This is a genomic window from Lacticaseibacillus zeae subsp. silagei (assembly GCF_030770335.1).
Taxonomy (GTDB): Bacteria; Bacillota; Bacilli; order Lactobacillales; family Lactobacillaceae; genus Lacticaseibacillus; species Lacticaseibacillus zeae.
In genome coordinates, this window is record NZ_CP132484.1 from 2,210,273 (window position 1) to 2,230,306 (window position 20,034).

General features: G+C 45.6%; 12 protein-coding genes and 1 CRISPR repeat array. All 12 genes read right to left on the reverse strand.

What is annotated here, in order from left to right; all coding sequences use genetic code 11:
- Positions 1 to 101: 101 nt before the first annotated feature.
- Entirely contained in the window at positions 102 to 1,721 is a 1,620-nt protein-coding gene (locus LACZS1_RS10310; protein ID WP_070652356.1) for an amino acid ABC transporter ATP-binding/permease protein, read from the reverse strand.
- A complete protein-coding gene (locus tag LACZS1_RS10315; protein ID WP_070652357.1) occupies positions 1,721 to 3,409 on the reverse strand; it encodes an ABC transporter ATP-binding protein/permease in 1,689 nt (562 codons plus the stop codon). The genes LACZS1_RS10310 and LACZS1_RS10315 overlap by 1 nt, the downstream gene beginning before the upstream one ends.
- Before the next feature lie 179 nt (positions 3,410 to 3,588).
- A complete protein-coding gene (locus tag LACZS1_RS10320) occupies positions 3,589 to 4,014 on the reverse strand; it encodes a NusG domain II-containing protein (protein WP_070652358.1) in 426 nt (141 codons plus the stop codon).
- A 291-nt stretch (positions 4,015 to 4,305) separates the two neighbouring features.
- Positions 4,306 to 4,662, reverse strand: a complete 357-nt coding sequence (locus LACZS1_RS10325) for a hypothetical protein (RefSeq protein ID WP_070652359.1) — start codon at positions 4,660 to 4,662, stop codon at positions 4,306 to 4,308.
- Positions 4,663 to 4,733: 71 nt separating this feature from the next.
- Positions 4,734 to 7,607: direct repeats of the CRISPR family, unit length 36 nt; unit sequence GCTCTTGAACTGATTGATCTGACATCTACCTGAGAC.
- A 20-nt stretch (positions 7,608 to 7,627) separates the two neighbouring features.
- Complete coding sequence (gene csn2, locus LACZS1_RS10330; protein WP_070652008.1) at positions 7,628 to 8,308, reverse strand: type II-A CRISPR-associated protein Csn2; 681 nt, start codon at positions 8,306 to 8,308, stop codon at positions 7,628 to 7,630.
- The gene (cas2, locus tag LACZS1_RS10335; protein WP_047106365.1) at positions 8,305 to 8,610 is read right to left on the reverse strand and encodes a CRISPR-associated endonuclease Cas2; all 306 of its coding nucleotides are present in this window, start codon (positions 8,608 to 8,610) and stop codon (positions 8,305 to 8,307) included. The genes csn2 and cas2 overlap by 4 nt, the downstream gene beginning before the upstream one ends.
- Positions 8,588 to 9,493: a type II CRISPR-associated endonuclease Cas1 gene (cas1, locus tag LACZS1_RS10340; RefSeq protein ID WP_070652007.1), complete on the reverse strand. Its 906-nt coding sequence runs from the start codon at positions 9,491 to 9,493 to the stop codon at positions 8,588 to 8,590. The genes cas2 and cas1 overlap by 23 nt, the downstream gene beginning before the upstream one ends.
- Positions 9,494 to 9,691: 198 nt before the next feature.
- Positions 9,692 to 13,765 carry a type II CRISPR RNA-guided endonuclease Cas9 gene (gene cas9, locus LACZS1_RS10345; RefSeq protein WP_306402741.1) on the reverse strand — a complete coding sequence of 1,358 codons (4,074 nt, stop codon included), beginning with the start codon at positions 13,763 to 13,765 and terminating at the stop codon, positions 9,692 to 9,694.
- 254 nt (positions 13,766 to 14,019) lie between these two features.
- A complete protein-coding gene (gene cydC / locus LACZS1_RS10350) occupies positions 14,020 to 15,747 on the reverse strand; it encodes a thiol reductant ABC exporter subunit CydC (RefSeq protein ID WP_070652005.1) in 1,728 nt (575 codons plus the stop codon).
- On the reverse strand, positions 15,728 to 17,470 hold the full coding sequence (gene cydD, locus LACZS1_RS10355) for a thiol reductant ABC exporter subunit CydD (RefSeq protein ID WP_070652004.1): 1,743 nt from the start codon (positions 17,468 to 17,470) through the stop codon (positions 15,728 to 15,730). Before cydD ends, cydC begins: the two co-directional genes overlap by 20 nt.
- Entirely contained in the window at positions 17,467 to 18,480 is a 1,014-nt protein-coding gene (gene cydB / locus LACZS1_RS10360; RefSeq protein ID WP_047106359.1) for a cytochrome d ubiquinol oxidase subunit II, read from the reverse strand. Before cydB ends, cydD begins: the two co-directional genes overlap by 4 nt.
- A complete protein-coding gene (locus tag LACZS1_RS10365; RefSeq protein WP_010491892.1) occupies positions 18,477 to 19,901 on the reverse strand; it encodes a cytochrome ubiquinol oxidase subunit I in 1,425 nt (474 codons plus the stop codon). Before LACZS1_RS10365 ends, cydB begins: the two co-directional genes overlap by 4 nt.
- Positions 19,902 to 20,034: the final 133 nt, after the last annotated feature.

The window sequence follows — 20,034 nt, forward strand, 5'->3', positions numbered from 1 at the left end:
TCCGTGTTCAAATTCAGGCTAACAATCTTTGGGGAAAATGACAACGGAAATGTTTTCGCGTGCTCTTTTTATCGAAAATAACAACCTGAAGTGCCAACAAATTACTTTTCTTCCACAACCTGCCGATTACTGAAGCGATAAATCCGGTCCGCATAGGCTGCCGATTCTGCGCGGTGTGAAATCAAAATGACGATGCCGTGATAATAGGCTTTGATCGTATCCAGAATCAGCCGCTCATTTTCAGTGTCAAGATTACTGGTGGGTTCATCTAAGACCAAGACGCTGCTAGGATGCAATAAGGCGCGGGCCAATTCGAGCCGTTGCTGTTCGCCACTAGAAAAAGGCACGTGTCCGGCAGCAATCTGCGTATCCAGTCCATTGGCAACCTGTTTTAACCGGTCACTCAGTTTAACTTGCGCCAATACCGTCCAAATTTGATCATCCGTAATCGTCGAATCATGTAACGTCAGATTATCACGGACCGTTTCGGAGAAAAATACCGCGGTCTGCGGCAAATAATTAATTTGTGCCCGCAGCAATTGGGGGTTGATGGTCGCAAGATCCGTGTCATTGATCAGAATCTGACCGCTCGTGACCGGATACCAACCCATGATCAGTTTAGCTAACGTACTTTTACCCGACCCACTGGCACCTACAAAGCCGGTGATCTCGCCAGCCTTTAAGGTCAGCGTCACGTCGTTTAGAACTTCTTCAGGACGCGCTGGATAACTAAATGAAACCTGCTTCACCTGAATCTGCTTAATAGCACCAACTGTTTGACTTGCGGTTGCTGGTGCTGCTGTTAGCGGCTGTTCCTGCAATAGATTGAATAGATTTTTGGCCGCCGCAAACCCGTTAAGTAGGGATCCAGGAAGATTGTTTAATGCGAGCAATGGACCAAACGTCAACGGGAAGACTGCAAGAACCGCTTGCTGCAAGGCGTTTGCCTGCTGCCAGCCGCTTAGCCAGACCATGAACAACCACGTTGCGACCATGGCAAACGTTGCAGCGACATTTTTTAATAATTGACTGAATTGCGCTTGTTGAAACGCAGCGGCTTCACGGTCAAACCCGACATTGCCTTGATCCATGCGTTCTTTTGCAATGCCCAGCTGACGCACTGCCCCCATCCCGCGGACTGATTCTAGTAAGTACTGCTGGTTGGCCGCCTTCAGCTGATCGGCAGCCTGAGTCTTAGCAGTCAATTGCCGATGCCGCGCATACGGAATCAACCCGCCCACTGCCGCATAACCGACCAGCGCAACCACTGCTGCCAAAATACTGACGCGACTATAAACTGCCGTCATCAAAAGACCGTATGTTAACCCGATTGCGACTGGCACAATGGTATGGGCATAAAAGATTTCCATCGCTTCGATGTCGCTGCCAATTAACTTGAGTAACTTACCGCTCGATTGCGTATCCAGTTTTGTCGGTGCCAATCGTACCAATTGCCGATAAACCGCGCCGCGTAAGTCAGCTAGGACATGAAAAGCTACAAAATGTCCGGCATATTGCTCGCCGAAACTTCCGAGACCCAAGAGAATGACCGCGATGACGCCTGGCAACAGCAACTCTGACGCGTGTTGCGGATCAAACAGCATCATCGCCGCAAGAATCAAGACAACTGCCTTGGCCAGTTCGGCGACCATGCCGATCAAAAAACTGATCACAATGGCGCCGGTTAAATGATGGGTGTACTTTAATAACCCTCTGATCATCAGCGTGCACCCTCTTTCTGCATCGTCTCCGGATTATCCACCAGTCGCCGATACGTCGGCTGCTGCTGGTAAAGCCGCTCATGATTAGCAACGATCAAATGTTGATCATGAATAAACCACACTACATCAGCCTGCGCCATGGCGGAGAGGTTGTGAGAAATGAACAAAACAATTTTCTCCTGGCTCAACTTTTTAACAGCCGCCAAAATCGCCGCAGCGTTGACTTTATCAATGCTGGACGTAATTTCATCCAACAGGTAAACGGTCTTGTCCGCCAGTAACATCCGCGCAAACGCCAACTGTTGCCGCTGCCCCGGCGAAAGCAGCCGACCGCCTTCGCCCACCTGCGTGTCGTACCCTTTTTCCAGCTTAGGGACAAACTGCATCAGTCCCAAATCATCAAGTTTCCGTTGCCATGTGTCGCCAAATCGATTTCCTAACAACAGATTTTCCTGAACGGTGCCGGAAAAAAGGTATTCATCTGCCGTGACGTACCCAAACACGGCCGCTTTCTGCGCGTTGCTCAACGCAGTGACAGCCGTGTTATCAGCCATAATCGTTCCGGATAAAGGTTCCAAGCGGCCTAAAATGGCTTGAATGAGCGTACTCTTACCGGTGCCATTTTCCCCTGCTAAGCCGTATAACTTGCCCGGTTCCAGCGTGGCATCGATGGCCGTCACAAGTGGTTTATCGGGCGCATAACCGATCGTCACCTGATCAAGCGTGATTTGTTTAAGCGGACGGTTATCGGTAATCCGAACTGTCGCCGGCGCCGCCTTGGCCTTAGCAATCGTTCCTAGGATCGCGGCCAGTGACGGGCCGTTTGATTTGACAACATGCACGAAATAGCCGAGTTGCCGGGCATTGACCATCATCATGGCCAACGTAAACCAAGTGGCAAACGCCCCGGCCGCTGGTAACTGGCCGCCAATGAGCTGAAGTGCGGTCACAAAACCACCAACGAATACTGTCAGATAAACAAAACCGTTGATGACGAACAGCACTTGCAACTGGGTTTTCAAAAGATTCATCGTGGCCTGCCGAAAATATTCGCTATCGTCCGCAAACTTTTGCCCGTAACGGTCGGCAGCATTGTACATCACCAAGGTATTCATCCCGCGCAGATCGTTAATAAAGCGCCCACCCATTTTTAAAAATCCGGCCAGATGGGTCTTATTTTGTGCTGACATTTGCTTGCCAAGAAACATCATGGCAAAGCCAATCAACAAAACACAGGCCAGCGGCAGTAAAGCCAGCCATGAGCAATACCAAATCGACAGCCCGATTAACAGCAGGTAAGTCATCATGGCCTGCAAGGAAGTGGGAAACAACGTGCTATAAAACATATCCAAATTGTTAAGTCCACCCAAATCACGCTGAATCACCGCATTGTCTGCACCGGTTGCGGCACTTGCATCATTGCGTTGGTAAAGCGCCTCGAAATAACGATCACGCAGCTCACGCTTGGCACTCATGGCCCAGTCATGACGGTGATGCCGTTCGTAAATCGTAATATAAAGAAGCCAGAATATCCCCAGTACCCCGGCCACCACGATTGCTTCCATCGCACGATTTGCCGCCAATTCAAGCGCAATGATGACCGGCAGGACTGTCGGCAACCAATCAAAAATTGTTTCAATAACCCCAGCCCCAAGCTTGTCACGTCCGTATTTCAGTAATCCCAGCATTAAAGGCTTGCCTCTTTTCTTTCAATCAGTCTGCAGCATTGTGACTGCCATCGGTGTCGCAAACGACTTGCTAAACAACAGATTGTTTTTCCAGTTTACCATGAGAAAAACATATTTAAGCAGCTATTTTTGAAATACTGCACTACATTTAACAGCTTGTAAACGTTTAAGCCAACTGATTAAAGGTGTACCAGTCCGCCATCATCGCCGCTATTGCCTTTATTTCCTTGCGCTGGCTTGATTTCAATCAGCAATTTATGCGGTAGGCAGATGCTTTGCTGCCCAATTTGGCTAATCCAGCCCGTATGCACCGCAATCTGATCTGGCGAATTATCTTCCTTGTCGCGAATGCGTGTGCCATCAACTTCGATGACATTATACTGTCCTTTTGCCGGATACAGCGTAAACTGCTGGTGGCCCGCATGAGCATCCAGCTTAATGCGCCGTTTGACATGGCCATTAATCGAAATAACCGCCACTTTTTGATTCGTGTTCACATGCGCTTCGGTCATTGAAAAAATGCCCAGCGGAATGAAGCATGCAATGAACAGTAAGACCACAATGACATAATCCAGTGGTCGTACATATTTTTTTAACCAGTGCATGTTAGGTCACCTCGAATCGGTTTATCAGTTTCTTATTGTACGCGTTAACGACTAAGAATATGGTGATTGACTAACAGTTTGCTGAACTCTTTACCTGGCCAAACAAAAAGCCGCGAATATCATTCGCAGGCTTTGAAAAATTATGGTCCTGTTAAATCCATACTGTAGCTAATAAACAACTTCATCAACACCATTTATCTAATAAAACTTGACTACTGTGCCGATCATGTTTAAGAACTTTTGAACTTGGTGTTCCGATCTCTATTTGAGACCTGTCAAGGCTTTTTTTAATTATTTTAAACCATCACTACCTCTAAAGTATAAAGACCCGATAAGTCTATCAAGCCATACGTCTGAATCCGGTGCATAATGGTGTAAAGGTTTTGCTTGACCTTTAATGGTGGCTACATCTAATGAGATCTCTAAAGGTGTCTTGTCCGGAGGAACGGCCTCACGTAGTTCCCTTAATTCTTTCCTTCCAATAAGCCTTAATGGAAAGTAAACACCCAGTTGCTCGGCAACCATGCCATTACGAGTAATGCGACTGTAAACTTCCCTTGTCTTCATTGTTTTCAAAGTTTCTACATTATCAGGTGCATATCCATCTAATAATAGGTCAAGTGCGTGTCTGTAAACCTTGGTTGTCACTTTTAAAACTTCCTTTCTTGTACTGATTTTCTTTCCACACTCTGCCTCTTTTAGGGTCATCTTATTCCAGCGCTATTGAACTGATTGATCTGACATCTACCTGAGACTGGAATCTGTTCAGGCTTCAACAATACTGCGCTCTTGAACTGATTGATCTGACATCTACCTGAGACCTCGCACTCGCGCCGTCTTCGTAATCAAGGGCTCTTGAACTGATTGATCTGACATCTACCTGAGACGCCTGAATATGTCAACGCGTACGTGCACACGCTCTTGAACTGATTGATCTGACATCTACCTGAGACGCGATCAAAGTCAGTGTAGGGCAGCATGTGCTCTTGAACTGATTGATCTGACATCTACCTGAGACCTGCTTATCTCTACGATGACACCAAAGTCGGCTCTTGAACTGATTGATCTGACATCTACCTGAGACCTAATAGTGGTACAGTGGTTATTTATGACGGCTCTTGAACTGATTGATCTGACATCTACCTGAGACATAAACGGATACCCGTGCGGCACGTTGCTGGCTCTTGAACTGATTGATCTGACATCTACCTGAGACCACACCATCACCAATAACAACACGGTCATAGCTCTTGAACTGATTGATCTGACATCTACCTGAGACTGCGTTTTAGTTTGTTGTCAAGACAACTTAGCTCTTGAACTGATTGATCTGACATCTACCTGAGACGTGCCTTTAATGACGATCGCAACGAACCGAGCTCTTGAACTGATTGATCTGACATCTACCTGAGACGCGTTCCTTGGCCGCTGCCGTTGATGCGGAGCTCTTGAACTGATTGATCTGACATCTACCTGAGACCACGAGCTAGCGTCTTTAACACCGTCCCAAGCTCTTGAACTGATTGATCTGACATCTACCTGAGACAGCAAATACATCACCACCTGGACTATTAATGCTCTTGAACTGATTGATCTGACATCTACCTGAGACCCGTTTACCATGCCGGTAAAGCCTGACCATGCTCTTGAACTGATTGATCTGACATCTACCTGAGACTATTTCTCCGGTATTTGGAGCCTTATTCAAGCTCTTGAACTGATTGATCTGACATCTACCTGAGACATGACACGGTAGCACACAAAGCCATTGCATGCTCTTGAACTGATTGATCTGACATCTACCTGAGACTTGAACACCGTCGCTTATGAAAATCACAGTGCTCTTGAACTGATTGATCTGACATCTACCTGAGACCCGTGGCAAAGGAAAAGAAATACAACGTTAGCTCTTGAACTGATTGATCTGACATCTACCTGAGACATAGCGAGCGGTTTAAAGATGATCGTGGCAGCTCTTGAACTGATTGATCTGACATCTACCTGAGACAACGCATCATTGATTACAACCGGGAACAGTGCTCTTGAACTGATTGATCTGACATCTACCTGAGACGCCTGATTTATCCAGGCGAAAGCCTGTATAGCTCTTGAACTGATTGATCTGACATCTACCTGAGACACTACTTCTATGCTTTCTCGCAATCATCTGGCTCTTGAACTGATTGATCTGACATCTACCTGAGACAGAGACAATTAATCGTCAGCTAAAACTGCAGCTCTTGAACTGATTGATCTGACATCTACCTGAGACTATGAGTAACACGCAATGATCGACATCATGGCTCTTGAACTGATTGATCTGACATCTACCTGAGACCCATCTTGAGTGCCAACTATAATCGTCTCTGCTCTTGAACTGATTGATCTGACATCTACCTGAGACAAGGTGACCAGTGAAAAGTTCGCGGTTCTGGCTCTTGAACTGATTGATCTGACATCTACCTGAGACATCAACAGACATTCGCTGAAATGATTCATCGCTCTTGAACTGATTGATCTGACATCTACCTGAGACCGTGCCAATGTACTTTTTGCCATCGCCACCGGCTCTTGAACTGATTGATCTGACATCTACCTGAGACGTTGATCCAGCTCATGATGCCACCAAGCAAGCTCTTGAACTGATTGATCTGACATCTACCTGAGACCGAGCCGTTCTCTGATGACGCCCGACGAAAGCTCTTGAACTGATTGATCTGACATCTACCTGAGACATCGTTTCAAACTTGTTGACACTCAATTTGGCTCTTGAACTGATTGATCTGACATCTACCTGAGACAAGGGTAACGAACCCTTAACTATCCACTAAGCTCTTGAACTGATTGATCTGACATCTACCTGAGACCCGGCCATACTCAACCATAAACGTTGTTTGGCTCTTGAACTGATTGATCTGACATCTACCTGAGACGCGTGTGGAGGGCTAATTTTGTTGCTTTGAGCTCTTGAACTGATTGATCTGACATCTACCTGAGACTGCTGATACGCAACAAGCCACAGAAGATCAGCTCTTGAACTGATTGATCTGACATCTACCTGAGACTTGCCGTCCTTGGTAACAGTGGAATCACTGGCTCTTGAACTGATTGATCTGACATCTACCTGAGACTGGTCTTCCAATCGAGTAATCCTAACCGAGGCTCTTGAACTGATTGATCTGACATCTACCTGAGACACCATCCGCTCCCTTAATCAGTGCCCACTTGCTCTTGAACTGATTGATCTGACATCTACCTGAGACTGATACAGGGCTGGCCTACACACAAGAAGTGCTCTTGAACTGATTGATCTGACATCTACCTGAGACGATGGCTGCGTCATTAGCGTCCGCTTCCTTGCTCTTGAACTGATTGATCTGACATCTACCTGAGACAACTGTGATGCGACTAACACCAGCAATCGAGCTCTTGAACTGATTGATCTGACATCTACCTGAGACTGGCTGGCAAGTCTATCATCTTCGCACCTGGCTCTTGAACTGATTGATCTGACATCTACCTGAGACACACTTAAAGAGTTCAATGAGTACATGCAGGCTCTTGAACTGATTGATCTGACATCTACCTGAGACCGGTGTTTTCACATGGCCTCTTAATCAATCAGCTCCCGGCTATCCATAAAATCTTCGTCAATGTACACATACTGGCAGTTCTCAAAGAAGTTCTTTCGCTCGACATCTGAAAATTCAATGAGAGCCAATTCCAGTGTGGTGTCACTAACTTGATCTACCAAATGTTTCCACTCCTTAGCACCTAAATAATGACTGACATTAGTCAAAATTACAAGGCGCTTTTCTTCAAGCTTTGTTAAGGTTTGAATCGCGGCTTCAATTTTAGAAACTGGTTCTACAGTTACCCCTTCATCAAAATGAAGATTGCAATATTTCATAATTTGTTCCAGCTTCCCACCGGGCTCAACTGTAAGAGGAAGATCATTCAAGAGGGGATCCTTCAGCAAGTCCATGGCCATATGTTGTGATTGATCGATTAATTTAACCAGCCGCTGATCGTCAATCATTTGTGCAATCTTTTTGTAAATCCAACGTTGCAGTAGCTTATCCAAATCGAGTTCCAGAGCAGGATCACCAACCCACAGACACGCTTTATGAGCCTCTTGAATCTGCATTTTGTCATCACTTACGACAATTTCTCCATTATCGTCTCGAAGCGTTCTTAGCAGATCAAGAAACACTTTAGGTACAGCTGTGTCTATCACCGTTATTAGCGAAGGCCTGGTTGTAATCACCTGAAAAGGATAGTAGGTTAAATTCAAATAATCACCGTCCTGTCCGCTAAGTTCCGAATGTCTTGCTTTTCTGTCCCAACCATGAAATGCATAGCTTGATATTGTGCTTCTGTAATCATTAAGGTTTGGACAGTTCCAACGGGTGGCTTGACAGTTGCGATTCTCTGCTCCATGTACGTAGCTGACTTTTTTGTTTTGCAAACACGTACATAAATGGAATATTGCATCATCAAAAAGCCTTCATCAATAAGCGCTCGTCGGAATTTACGATAATTTCGGCGGTCTTCTGATGTTTCGACGGGTAAATCAAACATGATCATTAATCGCATAACTCGATACCTCATCGGGAAAAGTCACCTCAATTCGACACTTCTTAGCACGCCCATCCAAAAATGCCATACAATTCTCAACATGATCTGCTAATGCATTTTGAAGTAAGGCCTTTTTGCCATTAAACGTCAACTCTAAGTTAAGTAAACCAATCAAAGCGTATTTAACATCCGGCGTAAGATCTTTGATTGAGTGTTGCACAACCCAGTAATCGATTGCAGGTCTGAACGGTTCCATTAAATCTGAGCCAAGATTATATGGATTGGACGCACTGTGGTGATGCATCCCCAGTTCTGTTATATGACCAGTGCTCACAATCGCACGATTCGTACTTGACAGCAAAATCGAATAACCGTAGTTTAAGGTCGAATTGGTCGCACATAGATCTGATCGCGAAAAGTCCTCTCCAAACATTATCTTAAAATAACGTCGAGCTGCACTGGCCTCACGATTTGATACATCATTTAATTCTAGAGCGTCAAGGTCATCTAGCAGTGGTTGCTCATCATGCCCACAAAGTTTGACAACTTGGGCCTGGTTGTTTATTTTTGCGGCAACAATCTTTGTCCACATTGTTTCGACCAAATCCTCCGGCCAATTAGCTTGTCGACGGATCTGTTCAGCTTTCCGCCGATCGGAGTATAAGTTTGCAGTTTCCGTTACCGGTTGCCCATCTCGGCCGGAAAAAACGACCTTTGCATTTGCTTCCGCCAACGATGTAATAGCATCCGCGGAAATAAAAGCCCGCGTCGTCGCAAAAATGACCTGATTCAGATCATCTATTGGCATCGTATGAATATCGCCGTTTGTTTGAACAACCAAGGAATGTTGCTTTGTTGTTACCTTACAATGCTGGGTTATAATCAACGATCGCCATCCCATAAAATCACCTCTTGTAATCGCTTGCGTAATATGATTTAATACAGTTGTTGAGACGACATCCTCAACAACTTGAATTGATTGATCTGACATCTACACGTTGAGATCAAACAAAGCTTCGGCTGAGTTTCAATTACTGAGCCCATGTAGGGCCTCTACATACTGCCATCTGAAATTTTATCGGATGGCTTTTTTTGTTCCCTATAAATCGGCTAAGCGAATGACTCTCTTAAATAACCCCGTTGGAGATTGATAAATTATTGAAGTGTCTTCTGTCAGGATGCCACTCTTGTCTTGTGTAAACCCAAATGGGGTAGCAATATTTAAATTTTTTAAATTTCCAGTAACTCCATTAGCCTGTGTTCCCTTTAGTAGCTCCTTAATTGTCGAGATTTTCCCAGATGTCGCATCCACATCGGAGACTTTTAAGCTTTTAAATTTTTCGAGACTTTGCTGTAGTTTTTTACGGAACCCAGCAATATTGTATAACGCAAAATATTGAGTGACCTGTTGCACTATACTAGAAAAAAGATAATCTATTTCTTCGCCTCTTGCTTCATCTACCTTGGAATCACGTAAAATCTTTTGCAGCAGTTTCTGATCCGAACGTGAGAGCCATAATTCTTGAAAATTATGAAACATAGTATCAGAGTTTACCAAAAAGAGTCCATATTTTTTATTATGGAAAAGTTGTTCTCTGGGGACACGTGGCAAAACAATTTCAAGCTGTGTGGAATTGCTCTTTCCACTTTTCGAGAATTTTGAGATCAACATTTTCTCGAGAAGCTTCTTCTCTTCTAATAACGATTTTTCCCTAGCCTTTCCCAAAAAGGCTGCTTGTGATGAAGCAATCTTAATAACCTTATAAGTCACCCCTGATTTTTTCACCAAACGTACTACTGCTAGATATGCTGTATTTTCTCCTGAATAACCACCATAGACCTCAGTCGAATAACCCTTCTTCTTCGGAATCAGTTGCCTGCTGCCCCCGCGTTCCTTCGAATCCTTAGCAGCATAGACTGTTTGTTTAAACAAACCCGCGGTCTCGAAATAAACTTCATGAGTTATAAGCATACGTTTAAAGTTATAAATTTGATCGAGTTCTTCGATATCTCGCTGATTGTCCCACAAAACCTCACCAGTGTCTTTGGACGTTATTTTTTTATCTGCATGCGTCAGCGCACCAATAAAGTTGAAGCTTTGTAATTTTTTGAGATTGGTTTTTGTGAATTCGCCATACGTAAAGAATGGAGCCAAATTCGGATAACGTTTAAGGAGGTACGTTCCTATGCGAGCCGCTAAGAACGCATCAAAAGCATGATGATAATGGTTAACATCACGATTTTTCGGGAAATCAAGTTCTTGCCGTAACTGATGCGAAAGTCCAGCCTTGACCGCAATGATTTTTGTATCAGGATATTGAGCAGCAACAATTTGCTCGGTAAGCTTAATAATCTGTCGCGTTTCCACTAACTGACGCGCAACAAATCCCTTCGCATATTTATCGACTTCATCAGGACGCATCAGCAAATTTTTAAGTTTGCGCCCACTGATTAAACCGGCATCACGCCAACGATGCCAAGTAGATGCCATTTTAGCCGCAAACAAGGTTGATGCAAACTCAGCATTCTTTTCACGATTGATTTTAGCATGAACAAGAACCCGGTTATCTAAAGAGTCATCTTTAATCAATGACTGCGGCAAAATATGGTCGATGTCATAACTGCTCAGCTGATCAATGTTCAAGGCCGTCCCAGTGTATATATCATGTCCACCTTGCATGAAGTAAAGTACAAGTCGGTCAGAAAAATTCGTTTTATCTGCGATCTTATCTTTTAGCTCACCACGGACTGCACTATCAATCAATTCCTTGGCTGTGTTTTCATAAATTGCTTGAATTTGTTTTTGACGAGACAACGTTCTTTTGCCCGGACGGCCTCCTCCATCAGCAGTTTCAATGTACAGCCAGCTCGGAGCTTGATCATTTGCTGCGTGCTTGATATCTTCAATGACTTTTAGCACTTGGCGTATGGCTTTCTTATTACTCGGTGACGTATAGGCATCATCGATAGCCTCGTTGATGCTGTCAGGCTTTAATCGCTCCTGATTTAACGCTGCTATTTCTTCCTTTAACGTTGTATCGGTCAAAATCTGCATTAAGTTTCTACTTGATAGCACCAGTTCCTGAATAATCGTATGTCCGTTACCCAGTTTCAACCCATCAAGCAGTTTATGTGAGAACTGTCCCCAACCGCGATAACGAATATTGCTTAATGATGTACGGGTTTTTGAATCCAGCCAGCTAACCTCATTTAATTTCGTTTTAAAAATGGCAGCATCTTCAAAGACTGTGGACCAGGTAATGATGGCCTCTATATCAGTTAACTTATCTCTGTCATCAATAGCATCACCCAAGATGGCCTTTAACTGATGGTAGGTAGAAAGTGAACTTAAAAACCGCTTTTCATCTGCCAAGCCACGAACATCTGGTCGCTTTGCTACATCGCCATGAGCGACCAGATTTTCAACAAATTGCTTGAGCGTAACGCTGCTATGTCGTTCGAATAACTCGCGTATAAGCCGCTTCTTCTTATCCGTGCTCAAACTCTCGCCATTAACCCGAACATTGTTTAGCTCATTTAAGACTTCATACTTCTGATAAAGCAGGCTCTGTTTAGGGAGCACATCTTCACCGATCAAGTAGGTATCAGTGGTTTTCATGCGTTGAATGAAGGCATTCGCTGACGCTTCCCGATCCACCTTTTCATCAAAGTTATAAGGCGTAATGTTGCCTGAAGGATCTCTACGCACCATCCAGGCGAAAACATTTTGGCCTGACTTTTCCTGTTGTTTTTTGGTGATCATCGGACCAACATAATAGGGAATACGGAAATTCAACAATTCATCTAGTTGATAAGGCTTGCTATCCCGATGCTCCTTAACAGGATTCTCGGCAGCCAGCCAGCTATAATATTCGGCTTGGTTAGCGATAATCTGATCAAGCTCACGCTGCTGCATTTGGACTGGAATTGATCCGTTCGCTTTTGTCCTTTGCTTGAGCATAAAGTTATCTTGTTCCATCCGCTCTAATAACGACTCAGCCAGTTCGGTTGGATGCGCTGTGACCTCTTTTTTTAACGCCTTAACAAAATCGTCTCTTAAAAAGGGCTTAGCGTCATCGCCATCAATATAACGATCATAAAGCAACCGAATGCGCTTGGCTAAATCGTGATCATTAAGCTGTTTCAAATATTCCTTAAATAGCTTAAGATCTTTGCAATGCTGATCGTAGTCGTCAACCTTTGCCTGCGAAAGGGTTTTTCCTGCTGGAACGATACCATTAAGCAACCGCGCGCGATAAAGATCCTGAATCTGCTCAAAGATTTCCATCCCTTGATCTGTCAAGGACGGTTCAATGTCACTCCATTTATCTTCCAATTGTGCCATTCCAAAATGCCAGTTCTCGGCATTTGCAACTTCTATTCCTAGTGCAACATCAAATTTAGCTTTAAGACCAGCCACGGCCTTTGCGAACTCAGTCAGTACTTTCTTCTGTTGCTTTAATAATTCTTTGTCACCGTCATCAACCAGCAATAACTTTACCAATGCTTTTTGGGTATCGTTCGACGTAGCATCTTCGTCTAATAAAATGGATTTGAACTTCTCGGCCTTACTCGCTTCAAAACTTAAGGTCAAGTCAGGATAAGCTTGTGCATACGCTTCGGTCAATGCTGGAAAGATGCGTTTTAGGTCCACATCATCAGTGTTAAAGTTTTTAGCATCACCTGGCGTCAAAAAATGCCCACGACTTTTTAAAATATGGTGGATTGCAAAAAAAATCTCGCGTGGATCAGCTTTACTAGCATCATTCATTAGATGAAGGCGCAAGTGATACATAGTTGGATATTGTTTATAAAACTGAGCATCTGTTCGATCATTAAAAAGCCGTTTTTCATATTTAAACCGCTCTTTGTCTTTAGGAGAGATCTCTGAATACTTTTGCCGTAAAAAGAAATCAGGATCTATTGAAGATATATGAGGCTCAAAAAAGTCCTGCAAAAAGCGCAGTCGCCAACGATTGTGACTCAAACGTCGCCGCGTTGTTCGACTTGCTCGCCTACCCGCCGCGGATTCACCTTCCCTGAATAATCTTGCCCCAATAGCCGTTTCACCTTTTAAACGAAGCAAATGACTATTTGCGTCCACAACAGCAAAACCGATCGAACTTGATCCTATATCGAGGCCAATTCCGTATGGTTGATTAAGTTTTGTCATCTTTCTCCTCCACATTTCTAATAATATCTACAGTATAGGGCTTTACGTAACCGGTTTCAACAATTTAAACGTTATTCGTGATTTTTCTTTTTGCAGCCTCAACTTTTTTAAGTTGTAACAAAATAAAAACGATCCAAATTCTGATTGCATACAGAACTTGGATCGAAAATAAAACAATTTTCTAACGCCACCACACTTATCAGTTGTTTTATTGGCGACGCTACTAAATTTAAAATTAGAACTTTTTTAACACCTCACCGCAACCCCGCATCGAGCGCATACAGATTCTGATACCGCTGATTCTGCTCAGCCAAATGCTGCGGCGTGTCATTCATCGTCAACTTGCCATCTTCCAGGAAGACAACGCGGTCGGTTTGACTAACACCTTGCAGATGATGGGTGACCCATAGAATGGTCTTCCCTTTTAGAACGGAGAACATCGTATCCAGCAGCGCCTGTTCGGTAATCGGGTCCAAGCCAACGGTAGGTTCGTCCAGCAGTACGATAGGCGCATCCTGTAAAAGAATCCGCGCTAACGATAACCGCTGACGCTCACCACCGGAAAAGGCAAAGCCGGCTTCTTCGACACTGCTGTCCATACCATTGGGCAGTTGGGCAATGAGCTTGTCCAGCTTGACGGCTTTCAACGCCGCAGCGACTTCTTCATCGCTGGCATTTTCATTTCCCAAACGGACGTTATTAATAATCGACGTACTGAACAGAAATGGACTTTGATCTAGCACCGCGAACAAATTCGTGCGGTGTTCCTGATAGGTCAGCACATCCTGCCCGTCAATCAGCACTTGGCCGGTTGTCGGCGTTAAGTCACCCAAGACCAGTTGCAACAAGGTTGTTTTTCCCATGCCACTGGGACCGAGAATCGCCATTTTTTCGCCGGCGTGAACGGTTAAATCGATATCGGTGATCAATTCAGGATCGGTTGGCGTATAGCGGAAGCTAACCTGCTTCAGCTGAACGGTTTTAAAACTAGTCGGTACCGGTTGCTGTTTGGGCAATGCCCGCGTCACGGGGTGCAGATCATTGAGGTGCCGGATCGCATCTCGATAAGTCGGCCACTCACCGACGCCTTGGGCAATGCCGGAAAAGGCTTGATCAAGCGGAAAAACAACCAGTACGAAAGCGCCGACCCAGTTGGCACTTGCCTGACTGCCAGTCCATTCAAGGTTGGTCCAAATTAGCATACTGATGGTAATCAACACGAAGAGTAACTGGCCGACAAAGTCCCGTCTCCATTGGAAACGTTTGGATTTTGCAGTCGAAGCAGCCAGTTTTTTCGGTGCTGCCAAGCTTTGATCCAAAAACTCCTGACCACGATGGGTGATGACCCAATCGGATAGACCAAGCACAGAGTCTGTCAGTGAGACATAGGCATCATGGTTCAGTTGCTTTTGCTCAGCCTTGCGGAAGCGTTCAACCACTAGCCCCCACCAAGGAAGAATCAGGATCTGGAACAGTAGTAACAAGCAGATCCATAACGCAAAACCCCAGTTGAACCAGCCCAATAGTAACGTGGCAATCACCGTTAAGCCAGCGCCAACCACGGTCGGAAAAATCATCCGCAAATAGAGGTTCTGAATGTGGCCGATGTCATCTGCCAGTAATCCCAAAATATCACCGGTCTGGTGGTGTTCCGAGACAAATGCCGCATCGGTTTCCAGCACTTTGTATAACTTACGGCGCATATGGCTGGTAATCCGCAGCACCCAGTTGTGACTGGTTAAACGCTCAACATATTGGAAAACCGGGCGGCCAACCCCAAAGGCACGGGTCAGGACAACGGTCACATAAATCGCCGCAAATAAGGGTTTAGTGGCACTTTTATCAATTAAAAAGCCTGAAGTGAACATCAACGCGCCAGCAAACACGAACGTCATGACCCCAAGAACCAGCGACCAAAACAGTAGCCACCGGTAGCGTTTTAGATCAGGCCGGACCCAGTGTTCATTTTTCCACCAATGCATTGAATTCACCTCGCATTTCGTGTACCAGTGCCTGATATGGCTTAGAGTGGGCCGCTAGCTCGCTCGGTGTTCCTTCAGCAACGATCCGCCCGCCATCCACGACAATCACGCGATCCATTTGATTGAGCCAGTGCAGTCGGTGCGTGGCGAAGATGACCAGGCGATTTTTAAATAGCGGCACCAAAGTCTCCTTTAGCTCGGCTTCGGTTTCAATATCCAAATGGGCAGTCGGCTCGTCGAATAACCAGATCGACCGGTTGGTGTCAACCAGTGTTCTGGCCAACGCGATTCGCTGGGCCTGGCCGCCAGAAATTCCCCGGCCACCTTCACCGATGCGGGTGGCATACCCATCCGGCAACGTCTCGATCCAGTGACTCAAACCTGCCGCCGCTGCTGCTTGCCGAACTTCGTCATCCGAAGCACTGGGGCGATAAAAGCGAATGTTAGCGGCAATGGTATCCGCAAACAAATACGGATCCTGAGGAATATAACTCAAATGATCCTGCCAGGCGGCCTGCGTCAGATGCGACACCTTGGTTCCCCGGACAGTGATCGTTGCGGATTGCGGTTGCAAAAAGCCGCCAATCAAATTTAACAATGTCGACTTGCCGGAACCGCTGGCGCCAATGATTGCTACCTTTTCCGGGCCGGTAAACTGCAGATTGGCGTCATGAATTCCTGCACGTTTATCGTCGTACATGAAATCAAGATGCTTCATGATTAATGTATCTTGATTCTGCCAACCGTCAAACGCCGGCAACACCTTGGTGTCAGTCGGCAACGGCTGGTCGATCACCTTCCAGATCGCGGCCATCGCGTTTTTGCCATTTAACGTTGCGTGGTAATCCGTGCCGAAATCACGAATCGGCATAAAATACTCCGGCGCCAGAATCAGCGCGACCATCGCGGGGTATAAAGGAATGCCGCCATCCATCAGCTTAATCCCAAGAAAAACCGCGACAACCGCAATCGATAACGTCGTAAAGAAATCCAACGCAAAGGTCGACAACATGGCAATGCGTAAAACGCCCATGGTCTGCTTCCGGTAATCTTCCGAAACCTCATAAACGTTATTGGCGTACTGGCGACTAATGCCCATCAATTGCAGCGTTTTGAGTCCCCGCAGCGAATCAATGAAATGGTTGCTCATTTTCTGAAAACCGGCATACTGACTTTCCGACTTGTCACGCGCTGCCAGTCCCAAAATCACCATGAACAAGATGATGATCGGAAACATAATCAGCAGAGTAAAGCCGGTCAACCAATTTTCATACCAGATATAGGCGACCAAAACCCATGGAATAATGCTCATGTTGAGAATTTTGTTTAAGATCAGTTCAATATAATTTTCGGCTTCGGGAATGCCGTCGAGCGCCATGGTGACCAGATTACCGGTACCTTCTTTTGCCACTGCCGCTGGTCCTAATGCATACAAGTGCTTCAGCAATTGTTCTTGCAACCACGCAGATCCGTTCATGGCAAAGCGAGCACCGATACGATTACGCACCCACACAATGAGCTGCCGCACGGTAAATGCCAGTGCAAACAGCCCCAAAGGCATCCATAACCCAGCTAAACTTTGACGATTCCAGGAATGGACGATCCCTTCTGCAAGAAACTTTCCTTGCAATAAAATAACAAAAGCTTGCACGAGCGCAAACCCGGCAAGCATTGTCATTGTTTTCCTCATTCCCGATAAGCGCATGAGCGTCTTATCGATCATTCACTAACCGCCCCTTTTGCTTGAATACGTTTGTGGAAGACAACGTAACTCCAGATGAAGTAGATTAAGGCAATTGGCAACAGGATAACTGCCACGATGGTCATGATGGTCAGGGTCAACGAGCTGGCACTGGCATCTTTTGCAAGAATGGACATTGCTGCATCCTGCCCGATCATGACACGTGGGAATAAGCCATTGAAGATGACGCCAACGACGCCAACCAGTCCAATCGCACTTCCGACAAAGGAAAGCACTTCATTATCTTTCAAAACGCCGATATGCGCAGCAACAGTTGAGCCGACAATCACAACCAAAATCAGTAACGTGCTGATAGGGCGTTCCTTGAAGAAGTCGGTCATAAAGAACAGCAGAACTGCGAATACAACTTCACCGGCATATAGCAGATAATACAGCTTGCTATTCCAATCGCGCGCACGCTTGCGTAAATCACCGGTTGTCTTCAGGCGAATGAAGTTCAACCCGTGCATCAGCATCATCAACGTAACCGCGACACCACCAACGATGGTCAGAAGATTAATCTGATTGCCCAACGTCGGATAAACATCGCCAGCCTTGGTAATTGGTAGCGGCTGGATAATCGCAGTGAAAATCATCCCTAACACAAACGGCGGAATCAAACTGCCGCAAGCCAGCGCCCAGCGCCAGATATTGCGACCGGTTTTGGTCTCGGCGTGTGCCGCAAACTCAAAGGATACACCACGAACAATCAGCCCAAACAAAACGATGAAGAACATGATGTAAAAGCCGGAGAACAAGCTTGCGTACCACATTGGATAGGAAGCAAACATCGCACCGCCAGCGGTGATCAGCCAAACTTCATTACCATCCCAATGCGGACCGATCGTTGCCACCAACTGATCTTCTTCGCTCGTGTTGCGAGCTAACAGTTTGGTTGACATGCCAACGCCAAAGTCGAAGCCTTCAAGTACGAAGAAACCGCTGAACAGGACGAACAATAAAAAGAACCATAAAATCTGTAACCAGCTCATTTTGCGAACGCCTCCTTAGCTAACGGATCGCTGTTGACCCCATAATCGGTGTTCAAATCGCCTTCTGGTCCTTTCTTCAAAACGCGGTGCGAATAGTAAATCATGACACCGCCGAGTAAGGTGAAGATCAGGAAGTAGCAAATGTTGGTGAACAGCAATTGACCGGCTGTCGTGGTTGGCGAAACCGCATCGGCAATCGTGTACAATCCGTAAACAACCCACGGATAACGACCTAACTCAGTGATGAACCAGCCAGCCGTGTTAATGATAAATGGCAGCCATAGTGCAAAGCCGAGAATGTATAGCAGCCAACGTTGATTCAACAACGTATCCTTCTTCTTGCGACCGAACCAAAGACCTAAGACACCAAGCAGGAATAGCAGAACACCGCCACCGGCCATGACCCGGAAGCTCCAGAACAAGGTCTTAACCGGTACATAGTAATCTTTGTCTTTACCATACTTAGCTTGAAGTTCTTTGTTAGCCGTCTCCATGCCCTTAACCGAACCGTTCATTTTGTGGTAGGACAACAGGCTCAGCAAATATGGCACTTCAATATTGCCACTCGTCGTGTGATCTTTGGTATTGATCAACTCAACCAACGTCCACGGTGCCGGATCACTGGTATCTTTGTAAATCCCTTCGGTAGCCGCAAACTTCATGGGCTGATCTTTGATAATGAATTGCGTCTGCAAGTCGCCAAAGCCGATCGCGCACGCAGAAGCGATGGTGCCGACTACCAAACCGACTTTAAGTGACTTCTTGTAAAAGTCGACCTGATCCTTCTTCAGTAACCGCCAAGCAGCCATGCCGGCAACGGCAAACCCGGCTGTAGTGAAGGCACCAAAGATAACATGCGGAAATTCAACCCACAACTGCGGATTCGTGATCACGGCACCAAAGTCAACCAACTTGACCCGTCCTGTGGTTTGACTGATCGCAAAGCCAGTTGGGTGCTGCATAAAGGCATTCGCTGAAAGAATCCAAATAGCCGATAACGTGGTACCTAACCAAGTCATCCAAATAAAGATAGCATGTACAGCTGGCTTGAAGCGATCCCAAGTAAACATCCACAAACCGATGAACGTCGATTCCATAAAGAATGCCAGCAGCGCTTCAATCGCCAGTGGCACCCCGAAGATGTCCCCCATGAATCGTGAATAGTTCGACCAATTCATGCCGAACTGAAATTCTTGAATAATGCCGGTAACGACCCCTACGGCAAAGCTGAGCAAGAAGATCTTGCCCCAGAACTTGGCCATCTTCTTATATGTCTCATTCTTTTTACGCACATATAGCGTTTCCATAATGGCGGTCACAAGACCCATACCAATTGAAAACGGTACGAAAAAGAAATGGAAAACGGTCGTCATCGCAAACTGAAAACGTGCAAGCGATAATACGTCCATTGCCATTAGCATATGTTTCTCCTCCTTCAATAGATTCATTACAATCTAAGTATACCCCGATATTTATTTTTTAAAAACCAAAAACCCAAAAAACAAGATGGAAATCATGCTTCTCACATTTTTTCAAATCACAAGGGTGTTATGA